The following is a 12,396-nucleotide window of genomic DNA, read 5'->3' on the forward strand; positions in this document are numbered from 1 at the left end:
GCTCAACGCGTTCGCGATCACCTTCGAAGGACGCATCACCCCGAACGGAAACTAACCGACGCCAAGGTCGGATCCACCGTTAATCTGACACTCCCGAAAAGTCCACTCAACGTGACATTGACCCCCGAAAAGTCCACCGAACGTGACATTGAGTCCCCTCGGGGTGGCCTTCGGGTTGTTTTGCCGCCGTCGGCTCACTCAGCCGAGGGGTATCGATCGCATTAGGCTTGTCCAGGTGATCGAGGGCCTGCATTCCATGGACGGTCGCGGTCTGCGTCGTCGCTCGCTCGGGCAGTACGTCGCGGTCGTTGTGGGCGGCGCGGTCGGTGCGGCGTTTCGGTACGAGGTGTGGACGTGGCGGGCGACGCCGCGGTGGCAGTTGTTGTCCACGTTCGGCGTGAATGTGTTCGGCTGTCTGCTCGTCGGCGCTGCGTTGGGGTATCTGTCCGGTCGTCGGGCTCCGGTGACTCGGGCCGGGCTGTTCGGTCTTGCGTGCGGTCTGACGACGTTCGGTCTCTATGCGTTTCAGGCGGTCACCCATCGCGGGGCGTGGAATTCGGTGATCTATCTGGTGGCGACGCCGGTGTTCGCGTTGATCGCGATGGCCGTCGGGGCTGCGATCACGAGACCGGCACGAACGAGCCCGACGCTGTGACGACGTTGATCCTGGTGGCGGCCGGCGGCGGACTCGCGGCTCTGTGCCAGTTCGTGTTCTCGTTCGCCCTCCGGTCGAGGCGACGGGCGACGGCACTGAATCTGGTGGCGTGTGCCGCGCTGGGGTTGGTGTTCGCACTCGATCCGCCGAATGCTGTTCGCTCCGTGGTGGCGGTCGGGTTTCTGGCGTCGGTGGCTCCGCTGGCGGGGACAACGCTGGCGACGATCGGGCTTGCGCGAGATCGTCGGTACCGCTCGGCAGCACTGTTCTTCGGCGCGAACGTGGTGGGTGGAATTGCCGCGGTGATGTTCGGGTTCCTGGCGTGGAAGTCCGGTGTGACGCTCTATCACAAGATTCTGTGACCGAATCCGGTCAGTCGCTTTCCGAATCCTGGCAGGAGCCCTGCACTCCGGCCTTGACGAACCCTGTGATTTGGTACAGGTACGTGAACTCCCATTCGACGAGTGAGAAGTCGTACGCGCGAGGCGTCGGACGCATCGTGACGGTTCCGTCGAAGCACTGATCGAAGATGTAGCGAGCCCGCGGGAGGTGGTATCGCCACGTCACGACGATCACGTGGTTCCAGCCGCGTTCGCGGGCAAGGGTTTCGGTGAACATGGCTTCGCCACGGGTGGTCGAGGGCGACGGCGGAATGCACAACACCTCGAACTGCGACGTGGACGCCGCGCAGGCCTTCTTCATCGTCGGATCGCTGGATCCGTAGGGATCGGACAGCACCACTGTCGTGGCCAGGCCTTGTTGGGCGAGCGAAATGCCGTAGGCCTCACGTCCGTCGTGTTCGCCGCCGAGCACCACGATTGCGTCGGCGGCAACGAGCGAATCCACCCGAGCTTTCGTAAACGCGAGGTAGCCGCCGACACCTACCGACGACACCAGGACAACTGGGATCGCCAGGGCGAGAAACAGCAACCAGCGTCCGCGGAACACCTCACCAGGTTAGGGAAGGCGCTCCGCGAGCGCGCGGTCAGCGACTCATATCACTCGCTAGGCTGCGGCACGGTGACGTTGCAGTCCGTGACCTCGGGGTTGATTCCGAAGTAGTTGAGCGGACCGGCAACGACGGTGAGGGCGATTGTGCCCGCACCTGCACAGTTCTCGGGCGCATTCTCGAAGTCTCCGCGCTGGTACGACGCGAATGCGCCGATGATCAGCCAAACCAGAACGATCAACGTTACGAACCTCATTGGTGCCCCCTTAGGCGGTCAGCCGCCGTTCGGCTGTCGAAGGGCAGGTATGTCCGATTGTGGCAGGCTTCAAACCACGTCACGTGCGCTTCGACAGAGTCTCCGACAGATAATCGTCGAGGGCGCGTTCCTGTACCCGGTCCAGTGCGCGCGCCAGTTCTGCCTGTGCCGATTTAATGGCAAGGCTGCGCATCTTCTCGAACATCTCGGTGGTCTCGGCTACCTCTCCGGACTTGGGCAGCCAACCTGGACCGTGTTTCGCGGCCAGATGGTCGGTCACGCTCCCGACCATCGACTCGGCGATTTCGTTCATTTTCGACGCGGTCCGCTCGTGCTGGTCGAGCAGACGTTCCAACGTGAAGCCGTACTGACTCAGGTCGACGAACACCTCGAGGAGGGTCGGATCGAGAATCTCGCACTGGTCACCGTCGATTCTGATCAGTTTCGCTTCGATCAGTCGGGCAACGATGTCGTCGTTGTCCTCACCGAGAAATTGCGCAATCAGTTCGACGGGAATGACCGTGGTCTCGGCCGACGACCACTTGCGAGTCACGATTTCCTGCAGGCCCAGGATTTCTTCCAGGTCTTTGCCCTGCTCCCAGCCCGACAGGAAATCGGCTATGTGCGCCGAGGTGAACCCCCGCTGAAGCAGCGAGTCGATCACCTTCAATCGAGTCAGGTGATCGTCGTTGTAAATACCTACTCGTCCTCGGAGCGTGGGCGGCGGCAGCAGCCCGCGTTCCTGGTACGCCCGCACGTTGCGAGTGGTCGTCTTGGCCTCTCGGGCCAAGTCGTCGATTCGATACTCCACCGAGCTCCCTACCTCCGCCGCGCGTCGACCTTCAGGATATACGTCGACCACGCGGCGGAAGGAAGAGCCGAATCCGACCGTCATCGAAACGACAAGCGTGCTCTCGAGCGATTCAGGAGTGGGCGACGACCTGTGCCGGTTCCTGCGGCAGGTCGACGCGGCGCGGAACCATGGTGAAATCGCCCTGTTCGACACCTCTGAGTTGGTTGACGTACTGGGTGGCGAAACCCGGGAACATGGTCGCGTTGAAGCCGTCCTCGGTGAGATACCAACTGCTGCAACCGGAATTCCAGGTCGTCTTCGCCAGTTTGCGCTGCATGTCCTCGTTGTAGGCATCCTGGACGTCCTGGCGCACATCGGCGCTGTGCAGATCTCCTTCGAGTACCAGAGAGATCGCCTCGACGATGTAGTCGATCTGCGCCTCCATGTACACCAATGCCGAACTGTGTCCCGGGCCGGAATTCGGCCCGAAGGTGAAATACATGTTCGGATAGCCCGATACTGCAATGCTCTTGTACGCCTTGGCTCCCGCGCTCCATTCGTCGGCCAGCACGCGGCTGTCGCGTCCGGTGATCGGAATGGGTGTTCCGGTGTTGGACACGTCGAACCCGGTCGCGAAGACGATGGCGTCGAACTGATGCTCGACGCCTTCCACGGTTCGAATGCCCTTGGGTGAGAGCGTCGCGATCGGCCAGGTCACCAACGTGCAGTTCGGCTTCTGCAGGGCCGGGTAGTAGTCGCTGGTCATCAGCAATCGCTTGCAGCCGGCCCGGAATCGGGGTGTCAGCTGTCGCCGCAGCCACGGATCGCGAACCTGCTGACGCAGATGCGCGCGCCCGACCAGTTCGACGATGCGCGTCAACGGGGTCTTCCACACGACACCGAGGGCAACGGACTCGTGCCCCCAGAACCACAGCGACCGCGCCAGGGCCTGCGTCTGCGGGTACCGGGCGTATCGATGCTTGGTGCCTGCCTGCACCTTTCGATTGATCCTGGGCAGCGTCCAACCCGGGGTGCGTTGGAACACCTTGACCGTATCGGCGATCTTCACCAGTTCGGGCACGATCTGTACCGCGCTCGCCCCGGTTCCCACGACCGCGACCTTCTTACCCTCGAAGTCGTAGTCGTGATCCCACCGTGCACTGTGGATCTTGTGTCCCTCGTAGGTATCGATGCCTCGAATGTTCGGCAGGCTGGCATTGGCGAGCGGCCCCGACGCCATCACCACCGTGCGCGCCCGAACATCGGGGTGCCCGTCGATGCTCACGTGCCAATGCCCGGCCGCCTCGTTCCAGATGATGTCGACTACGTTGTGTCCGAATCGAATACGCGATCCGATGTCGAACTCACGCACCATTGTGTGGATGTAATCGAGAATCTCACCACTACCGGAATAGGTGTGCGACCAGTTGGGATTGGGCGCGAAACTGTACGAATACAGCCTCGACGGTATGTCGCAGGCTGCGCCCGGGTAAGTGTTGTCGCGCCAGGTTCCACCGACGGCGCTGCCGCGTTCGAGGATCGCGACATTCTCGATTCCACTGTTGCGCAGTCGGATAGCGGTACCGATTCCGGCGAATCCCGCACCGACGATCACGGCGTCGAGTACACCTTCGCGCACATCGAACTCGCTCATGCGACGGGCTCGTAGGTCAGTTCCTTGGCCCAGGTGGGCTCGGAATTGAGAGTCTTGGTCGGGTACCGGCGAGTGAGCTTCACCAGGCCATCCGCAACGTGGTGGTATGGATGCTTGCGGTTGATGACAATGCTGCTGTGCCACTGCACGAATCGATACATCGGCACGCGGAGCGCCTCGGGGCTACGCTCCCCCACACTGCGGAATCGCTTCATCGCGGTGTAGAGCCGCTCCTCGTCGACACCCATCTCGACGATGTTGTCGCGCATCTTGTTCAGCAGTGGGATGTAGCGCAGCAATCCGACGATGAGGGCCGGGTTCATCCAAGCACCGATGGTCTCGACCACCAGCTTGCGCATCCGGGAATGCCCGAGCAATTCGATGACCGCGAAATCGACCGCCAGATGCCGAGATTCGTCGGAGTTGATCTTCTTGAACACGGCCTGACACACCGGATCGTCGATCTCGTCCATGATGAACTTCACCAGCGCGCCGTCCAGGGCCACCTCGAGCATCGGTATGACGGTGCCCAGCACGGGCAGAGACAGCCCGTCGGAATGCTTGTCGAGCCAGTCGATGACGAGCTTGACGTTGACGTTCGGCTCGGGCATCCGGTCACCGTCGAGCATGCCCCAACGACGCATGAGCGCGAGCTCGGCGTTGGCGTGCTTCTGCTCTTCCGCGTGGAAGTAGCGATAGATCTCCGCGAGAGTCTCGTTCGGTGCCTTGAGCGCCATCGCCGCGAAGCCGCGAGCGCCCACGTTCTCGATCCACATCAGATCGGACATGAAGGGCTTGAGTTTGGCGTGCAGTTCGGGGCCGATGGTCTCGGCTCCCGGGCCGTCCCAGTCGATGTCCGCCAATGCCCACTGACGGTCCTTGATCTTGGTCAACATGTCTTCGAAGTCCATTGCCATGTCAGGCTCCTGTGGTTGTCGAGGTGAGGGATTCGTTCTTCGCCGGCTGCTGCTCGGCGGGCAGCACACGATTGAGCAAGCCGAGAAAGCGCACGTACACGGCGGGCAGCAATCTCTTGAACCGCCAGACGGCTTTGGCGTCGAACTGGGGCACGACGTAGAGCCGGCCCCGGTCGAATGCATCGAGCGTTCTGGCAGCGATCTTGTCGGGAGACCGTCCGGTCCAGCGCATCGCGAACTCGGCCAGTCGGGACGAACTCGCGGTGATCCGGCCGTCGACGGCAACGTTGGTCTTGACGAAGGTGGGACACAGAACCGACACCCGCACACCGGTACCCGAGAATTCCGCCGCCATCGTTTCCGACAGGCTCATCACTGCGGCCTTGCCGACGTTGTACGGACCCATCAGCGGCGCAGCGGCGAAGCCGGCGGCGGACGCGACGTTGATGATCCCGCCCTCACCCGCGGCCCGAAGCCCGGGCGTGAACACCTCGCAGCCGTGGATCACGCCCCAGAGGTTGATTGCCAAGGCCCAGTTCCAGTCCTCGAAACCGATGTTGCCGAAGGGCTTTCCGCCGATTCCGACGCCTGCGTTGTTGATGAGGACCGTGGTGGGTCCGTCGAACTCGATACTTGCACGCAGGGCCAGTTCCTCGACGTTCTCGCGGATCGACACATCGCACTCGACGGCGTATCCGGTGCCGCCGAGGGCGTTCACCATCGCGACGGCCTCCTGCGCTCGCGGCAACGAGATGTCGGCGCACATGACGGCTCCTCCACGTCGAGCCAGTTCCAATGCGAACGCCCGGCCGATGCCGCTGCCTGCGCCGGTCACTACCGCTCTCGACCCGTACGAGGGTCTTCCGGTCTTGCTTCTCATCGACATACCTGTTCCTTCGACTCATGTTGTAGGGCTTGATTATCGAGCGCATACGCGATGAATGCGGATGCATGCTCTAGTGCTCGGTCGGCCTCGGGGATCAACCTCGGGAGAGCTTGGAACACGTGCATCTGATCGGGCCAGATTTCGAGTTCGCTCTCTCCGCCGGCCGCGTCGATCATGGAGTGCAGGTGTCGCGCATCGCCCCTGAGCATCTCGGCTCCGCCCACCTGGATCAGCGTCGGTGGCAGCTCTCGCACACGTCCGAGATCGAGCCGGAGACGCGGGAGATCCGCATCGTGGCCGTCGGTGTACAGCGCCACGAGTCCTCGCGCTGCCTTCGCCGAAATCATCGGGTCCTTGCGCGTGCGTTCCATGCGCGCCGATAGCTCGAAGTCGAGATCGATCAACGGCGAGAACAACACCAATGCTCCCGGCTGCGGCGTCCCGGTTCGGTCGTTCTCGATGATCAGGTCAGCGGCCAGGTGTCCGCCGGCAGAGTCCCCGGCGATGACGATGTTCGATGCGTCGTACCCCTGGCCCAGCAGCCAGCGGTACGCGGCTTCGAGGTCGTCGGCTGCGGCGGGAAATGGGTGTTCCGGGGCGAGCCGGTAGTCGACCGTGAACACCGACAGGCTCGTCGCCCTGGACAATCGTGCGGTGAGACCACGGTGCGTCCGCGCCGAGCAGATGACGTATGCACTGCCGTGGATGTAGAGGATCACGCGTGGCCCCGGCGACAGGCCGGGCGCTCGCACCCACTCACCGCGAACCGGGCTTTCGGCCACGAGGTCCACTGCCGTTCCTTTCGGGACCGGACCGCACAGGTTCATCGAGGTGGCGACGAGGCGTCGAGAGAACTCGATGCCGCCGCGTGAGGTCGGCAGCAGGTTCGTCATCGGACGCAGAATCAGCCGAGTCATCAAGGCAGCCAGACGGGTTCGCCGAGACCCGGCCCTGAAAGCGCCGCGAGGCAGGTAGTCGTCGTCGGTGGTCGGAGTCACGTCATCACCCTCACCCGCTATTCGCCATTTGTCAATGGCCTATTATTTAGTGGCGAAGTGTGCGACAGTGGCGTCCAACACCGAAAGCGCAAGGGAGCGAGCACACGTGACGATGTTCAGGAGTAATCCACCGGCGGAACTGGATGCGTCTGCCATCGGTCCCGAGGACAGGATCTTCGAGTTGGAGATCGCCGAGGTGACCCGCGAGACCGAAGATGCGATCTCCCTCGGCTTTCTGGTTCCCGAGCATCGGGAAGCGCAGTTTCGGTACGAGCCGGGACAATTCCTCACCCTGGAGATTCCGTGCACGGACGGCGGCTCGGTGGCCCGGTGCTACTCCTTCTCCAGCTCTCCGGTCCGGGACCCGTTCCCCACTGTGACCGTCAAGCGCATTCAGGACGGTCTGGCATCACACTGGTTGCACGACAACGCTGTTTGCGGGATGCGACTCAAAGCGCTGAAACCGTCGGGCATGTTCGGACCCGAGGGCTGGGACGTGGATTTCGTCCTCATCGCCGCCGGCAGCGGCATCACCCCGATGATGTCGATCCTCAAAACTGCTCTGTTGCAGCACAAGAATCGAATCACCCTGGTCTACGCCAACCAGAACGGCGACTCGGTGATCTTCGCAGAGCACCTGACCGAACTGCAGTCGCGCTTCCCCGAACGACTCGACGTTCACCACTGGTACACCTCGGAATCGGGGTTACCCACCGCTGCCGGACTGGCCTCGATGAACGTGACGACTCCGTCCGACTGCGAGGCCTTCCTCTGTGGACCGACGCAATACATGAACGTCGCCGAGGAGTGGCTCGCTCGCACCGGTACGACGGCGCACAGAACACACCGCGAGGTGTTCTCCTCATTCGACTCGAATCCGTTTCAGGCCAGGGGCGCGTCGATTTCCGACGAACCCGGCGCGAACTCCGTGGCCGCTCATGTCGAGATCGACGGAATGGAGACCGAGTTCACCTGGAATGCAGACACGAAGCTGCTCGACCGACTTCTCGAGCTGGGTCTCGACCCGCCGTACGTGTGCCGCGAAGGAACCTGCGGCGGTTGTGCGTACACCCTCACCGAGGGCACGGTGAACATGCTCGCCAACGAGACGCTCGACGAACACGAACTGCAGCACGGCGTCCGACTGGCCTGCCAGTCCGTGCCCGATTCCACGAGCGTTCGTGCGGTGTTCGACCGCTGATCCCGGAGGAGGGCGCTCAGCCCTCGAGCGTCAACGAATGCGGCTTCGAGGTGAACGCCGCGGCCGAGCCGGAGGCTCGCGCAATCCCCGCGATACCGCCCCAGACCATCATGGTGAGGTAGTCGATGAGTTCGTCGACCGTCATGGTCCGGTCGAACATCCACCAGTGCGACGCCAACCGGACCGCACCGATCAAGGCGAAAGCGAACGGCGTCGAGCCGGCCGTCGAGAACTCCCGCGCTCGAAATCTGTCGGCGATGACGGTCGCCAGCAACTCTGCGATCAGTTCTTCCGATGCGGTGACGATGTCCTGATTGCCACCGACGGCATTGTTCGCGTGCACGTAGATGTAGATCTCGGGATCGGTGGCGACCGTCGCGACATAGGCAGTGATCACGGCACGGGTGAGGTGATATTCGTCGAGATCCTCGGAGATCGCGTCCCGGATCCGAGGCACCAGTGCAGTCTCGACGTATCGCGCCATCGCGGCGTTCGCGAGCCCCTTCTTGTCGGCGAAGTGTTTGTACAGAACAGTTTTCGAGACGTGGTTCGCCGCGGCGATCTCGTCCATCCCGATGTCGTGCCCATGCCGACGAATGGCGGCCAGTGTGCAATCGAGTAGTTCACGGCGCCGAGTGATCCGGTGATCGTGCCACCGATGGCTTCGCCCGTCGACCTTCTCCGGCACGGTCACGCCGAGCGCGAGACGGTTCGTGATCCCCTCAACAGAATCGAGGCGACCAACTCCGGATCGTCCGACATCGGAACGTGCCCGAGCCCCGAGTACGTGCAGACGTCTGCCTGCGGAAACGTTCGACGCACCAGCGGTGCCTGATACACCGGCAACACCAGGTCCCGGCGTCCCCACGCGACGGTGACAGGAACGGACTCGTCGACCGGAACGCTGAAGCGCGGCACTGCGTTACCGGCCGCGTCGATCGCACGATTGGTAGTGATGCTGAGCGCGTCGATCGTGGCCGTTGCCGCGGGAACTCGCCACGGCTTGGCGTAGAAGACAGCGTTGGCGATCGTGCGTCCCACGACCGAACGCATGACGGTCGGTGCGATCGGGCTCATCACTCGAGACAACGCCCGCAACAGACGGAACACGAAGAGCGCCCGAGTCTGATCCCAGTGTCCGCGAAAGAAACCGGCCGGTGACAGGGCGGTCGCCGAGGCGACCGACCCGCGGGCAGCAAGTTCCATCGCGAAGTATCCACCCAACGAATTACCGGCCACGTGCGGCTTCTCGCCGTCCACCGCAACGTAGTCGAGAAATCGCTCCAACTCGGCCACGATCCACGGACCCAGGTCGAATTCCTCGGTGGGCAAGTCCGGTGACGCGCCGTGACCGGGCAGGTCCACCGTCACCACTCGTCGATGCCGCGCCAGTATGTCGACGACACTGTCCCACGCATGTTGTCTGTGCACGATGCCGTGAATGAGCACCAATGTAGGGCCCTCACCCCGGATGGTGTGCGCGAGGGTCAGACCGTCGATGTCGGAAGTCACTGCGTGCCGACCTTTCTCGGCCAGATGCGGTATACGGGCGCGATATCCGCCCCCGCCACACGGGCGTTGTCCGCTCGGCCGAACGTCATCGATTCCGTCAGATCGTCGAATCGTGCGTCGATCCTGTCGAGAATGTAGTTCTGCCGCACCGACCAGGGACGTTCGGTCCCCGATTTGGGTAGCTCGTTCAAGGAACGCGTGACGTATCCGCAGGCGAGGTCGACGACCGGACGAGAGTCCACGGCCTTGCCCTGTCGGTCCGGGATCGCATGGGTGTAGCCGTGAGACCGCATGTACACCAACAGTTTGGCTACTGCCTGCGCCGTCATGTCGGCCTTGAGCGTCCACGATGCATTCGTGTACCCGATGGACCATGCAACGTTGGGTACGTCCTCGAGCATGTGACCCTTGTAGACGAACTTGTCGTGCACCTCGAGCCGCTCACCGTCCAGAGACAATTCGATACCCCCGAACGCCTGGAGCTTCAATCCGGTTGCGGTGACGATGATGTCGGCGGGGATCTCGTCACCAGATTCCAACCGGATCCCGTCGGCGGTGATCTCGGCTATCCGGTCGGTCACCACAGTCGCGCGGCCGGTGCGAATGGCCTTGAAGAGATCGCCGTCCGGCACGACGCACAGCCGCTGGTCCCACGGGGCATACGTCGGCTTGAAGTGCTTGTCGACGTCGTATCCACGCGGAAGCTGCGCCTTCGTCATCGCCCGGAACACCCTGCGGGCCGTCTTCGGCGCACGTCGACACAGCTGATACGAGCCGACCATCAACAGTGCATTGCGCCACCGCAGTGCACTGTGCGCGAGGGAGTCCGGCAGTACACGCTGAGTGAGGGTGGTGAACGGATCGGTCATCGGCAACGACGCGATGTAGGTCGGCGAGCGCTGCAGCATCGTCACCGACGCAGCATCGACCGCGAGCGAAGGCACCAAAGTGATTGCGGTCGCGCCACTTCCGATGACAACGACCCGCTTACCGGTGTGGTCGAGACCTTCCGGCCACTGCTGGGGATGCACCACCTGCCCGGTGAACTTCTCCATCCCGGGAAGATCCGGGGTGTACCCACCCGAGTAGTCGAAGTAGCCGGTACACAAGAACACGAATCGACTTCGATACGTCCGCGGCACGCCGTCGGACAGTGTGTCGACGGTCCACAGGTCCGTCGACGAATCCCAGTTCGCCGCAACGACCGAGGTCGAGAAGTGCGTGTGCTCGTCTATGCCGTTGGCGTGGGCGGTTTCGACGATGTAGTTGCGAATGTCTTCGCCATGAGCAAGGAGGGTGTCTCCCTGCCATGGCGTGTGCGGGAACGAGAACGTGAAGATGTCGCTGTCCGAACGAATACCTGGGTACCGGAACAGATCCCAGGTACCGCCTGCTCGCTCGCGCCCTTCTAGGATCGCGTAGCTGAGCTCCGGTGCCATCTCCTGCAAGCGATACGCGGCTCCGACTCCCGAAATACCCGCACCGACGATGAGCACATCCCTGAAGTTGTCGTGGATCGAACCGTCGACCTCGGGCCAAGTATCTGCATTCATCGACGCGCCTCGCTGTCTCACCGAACACCATCGCCCGGACGCCGACCGAGCAGCGACACCGCGACTAACATCACATAATGTGCCATTGACTGGTGGCGGTGTCAATGGCAGCCTTCGTGACAACACAGACAGGAGCTGTCATGGACCGCACTCTCTTCGCTGGGTGTACACCCAACGCAACCGGAACCAGTAGCCGATGACTCCCGTGGCGGTCGGGGCTGCGGGAGTCATCGCGCTGATCCTGCTCACGTCGAGAGGATCGGGACTGGACTTCGACCGGCGCTCGTTGTCGACGGCCTACTCAGCGCGTGCGGCGCGCGCACGCCGTAGAACGTGGTGGCCGCGTTCGACGAAGTAGTCGCAGCCCGCCGAGCAGCACAAATACGGCTACTCGTCGTAGTGACCCGAAACACCGTAGTCGGACGTATGTTTCGGACCGTCGAGTTCGACTCATACTTACCGGCGTCGTCCGCGACGTCACCGCTCCGGATTCCGGAGACGACCTACACGAAAGAGGGATACCGATGGCCGACTTCATCGACAAGGCTCAGCACAAGGCAGAAGAACTGGCCGGGACTGCGAAGGAGAAGGCCGGTGAGGCCACCGGTGACGACAGCCTTCGCGCCGAAGGGGCCACCGACCAGGCCAAGGCCAACACTCAGCAGGCTGCCGACAAGGTTTCCGACGCCGCCGAGAGCGTTGCCGACTCCGCGGCCGGCGCTGCCAAGCAGGCCAAGCACGCAGCTGCAGACGTTGCCGACAAGGCAGCCGACACCGCCGCAGACGTCAAGAGCGCCGTCCAGGACAAGGTCGAGAACGTCGACGTCGACGACGTGAAGGAGAAGGCCTCCCAGGTCGCCGACAAGGCAGCCGAGAAGGCCTCCGCCGTCACCGACGACGTGAAGACCACGGTCCGCAACATCGACAGCGAGGATGTGGCCGAGGCCGCGAAGGTCGGCACTCCGATCGTCGCCGCCATCGCAGCCGCCGCCGGTGCCGTCGCATTCGTGCTGATCCGTCGC

General features: G+C 63.0%; 14 protein-coding genes and 1 pseudogene. 5 read left to right on the forward strand and 10 right to left on the reverse strand.

Features of this window, described 5'->3' with window-relative positions:
- Window positions 1-235 precede the first annotated feature (235 nt).
- Together AB0O58_RS02175 and AB0O58_RS02180 are read left to right on the forward strand one after the other, a co-directional pair.
- Complete coding sequence (locus AB0O58_RS02175; protein ID WP_283549911.1) at window positions 236-655, forward strand: CrcB family protein; 420 nt, start codon at window positions 236-238, stop codon at window positions 653-655.
- Entirely contained in the window at window positions 652-1,017 is a 366-nt protein-coding gene (locus AB0O58_RS02180) for a CrcB family protein (RefSeq protein WP_032366900.1), read from the forward strand. The genes AB0O58_RS02175 and AB0O58_RS02180 overlap by 4 nt, the downstream gene beginning before the upstream one ends.
- Before the next feature lie 10 nt (window positions 1,018-1,027).
- Here AB0O58_RS02180 and AB0O58_RS02185 read toward each other — a convergent pair whose 3' ends face one another.
- The 7 genes from AB0O58_RS02185 to AB0O58_RS02215 all read right to left on the reverse strand — a co-directional run bounded on the left by AB0O58_RS02185 (window position 1,028) and on the right by AB0O58_RS02215 (window position 7,108).
- Window positions 1,028-1,603, reverse strand: coding sequence for a YdcF family protein (locus AB0O58_RS02185; RefSeq protein ID WP_206497727.1), 576 nt, complete (start codon window positions 1,601-1,603; stop codon window positions 1,028-1,030).
- Between the two features lie 50 nt (window positions 1,604-1,653).
- Window positions 1,654-1,860, reverse strand: a complete 207-nt coding sequence (locus AB0O58_RS02190) for a hypothetical protein (protein ID WP_027495611.1) — start codon at window positions 1,858-1,860, stop codon at window positions 1,654-1,656.
- Between the two features lie 79 nt (window positions 1,861-1,939).
- The gene (locus AB0O58_RS02195) at window positions 1,940-2,671 is read right to left on the reverse strand and encodes a MerR family transcriptional regulator (protein ID WP_308051221.1); all 732 of its coding nucleotides are present in this window, start codon (window positions 2,669-2,671) and stop codon (window positions 1,940-1,942) included.
- Between the two features lie 112 nt (window positions 2,672-2,783).
- Window positions 2,784-4,307: an NAD(P)/FAD-dependent oxidoreductase gene (locus tag AB0O58_RS02200; RefSeq protein WP_366237796.1), complete on the reverse strand. Its 1,524-nt coding sequence runs from the start codon at window positions 4,305-4,307 to the stop codon at window positions 2,784-2,786.
- Entirely contained in the window at window positions 4,304-5,224 is a 921-nt protein-coding gene (locus tag AB0O58_RS02205) for a ferritin-like domain-containing protein (RefSeq protein WP_366237797.1), read from the reverse strand. Before AB0O58_RS02205 ends, AB0O58_RS02200 begins: the two co-directional genes overlap by 4 nt.
- Before the next feature lies 1 nt (window position 5,225).
- On the reverse strand, window positions 5,226-6,104 hold the full coding sequence (locus AB0O58_RS02210) for an SDR family NAD(P)-dependent oxidoreductase (RefSeq protein ID WP_366237798.1): 879 nt from the start codon (window positions 6,102-6,104) through the stop codon (window positions 5,226-5,228).
- Complete coding sequence (locus AB0O58_RS02215; RefSeq protein ID WP_366237799.1) at window positions 6,101-7,108, reverse strand: alpha/beta hydrolase; 1,008 nt, start codon at window positions 7,106-7,108, stop codon at window positions 6,101-6,103. Before AB0O58_RS02215 ends, AB0O58_RS02210 begins: the two co-directional genes overlap by 4 nt.
- 112 nt (window positions 7,109-7,220) lie before the next feature.
- Between AB0O58_RS02215 and AB0O58_RS02220 the strand changes: the two genes are divergently transcribed.
- Window positions 7,221-8,309 (forward strand): ferredoxin--NADP reductase, encoded by a 1,089-nt coding sequence (locus tag AB0O58_RS02220; protein WP_366237924.1) that lies wholly within the window; start codon window positions 7,221-7,223, stop codon window positions 8,307-8,309.
- A 16-nt stretch (window positions 8,310-8,325) separates the two neighbouring features.
- On the opposite strand, the gene AB0O58_RS02225 is transcribed toward AB0O58_RS02220, so the two are convergent.
- Genes AB0O58_RS02225 through AB0O58_RS02235 form a run of 3 tightly spaced genes read right to left on the reverse strand, consistent with a single transcriptional unit; the run spans window position 8,326 to window position 11,374 of the window.
- Window positions 8,326-9,003 carry a TetR/AcrR family transcriptional regulator gene (locus tag AB0O58_RS02225; RefSeq protein ID WP_366237800.1) on the reverse strand — a complete coding sequence of 226 codons (678 nt, stop codon included), beginning with the start codon at window positions 9,001-9,003 and terminating at the stop codon, window positions 8,326-8,328.
- On the reverse strand, window positions 9,000-9,800 hold the full coding sequence (locus AB0O58_RS02230; RefSeq protein ID WP_206497891.1) for an alpha/beta fold hydrolase: 801 nt from the start codon (window positions 9,798-9,800) through the stop codon (window positions 9,000-9,002). Before AB0O58_RS02230 ends, AB0O58_RS02225 begins: the two co-directional genes overlap by 4 nt.
- 17 nt (window positions 9,801-9,817) lie before the next feature.
- Entirely contained in the window at window positions 9,818-11,374 is a 1,557-nt protein-coding gene (locus tag AB0O58_RS02235; RefSeq protein ID WP_206497731.1) for an NAD(P)/FAD-dependent oxidoreductase, read from the reverse strand.
- A 196-nt stretch (window positions 11,375-11,570) separates the two neighbouring features.
- On the opposite strand from AB0O58_RS02235, the gene AB0O58_RS02240 reads away from it, so the two are divergent.
- Window positions 11,571-11,732 (forward strand): hypothetical protein, encoded by a 162-nt coding sequence (locus AB0O58_RS02240; protein WP_155288534.1) that lies wholly within the window; start codon window positions 11,571-11,573, stop codon window positions 11,730-11,732.
- Between the two features lie 166 nt (window positions 11,733-11,898).
- Window positions 11,899-12,081, forward strand: a pseudogene (locus AB0O58_RS02245) (CsbD family protein); the annotation flags it as partial.
- Window positions 12,082-12,396 lie beyond the last annotated feature (315 nt).

The sequence above is a fragment of the Rhodococcus sp. NPDC080181 genome (genome assembly GCF_040702225.1).
Classification (GTDB): domain Bacteria; phylum Actinomycetota; class Actinomycetes; order Mycobacteriales; family Mycobacteriaceae; genus Rhodococcoides; species Rhodococcoides fascians.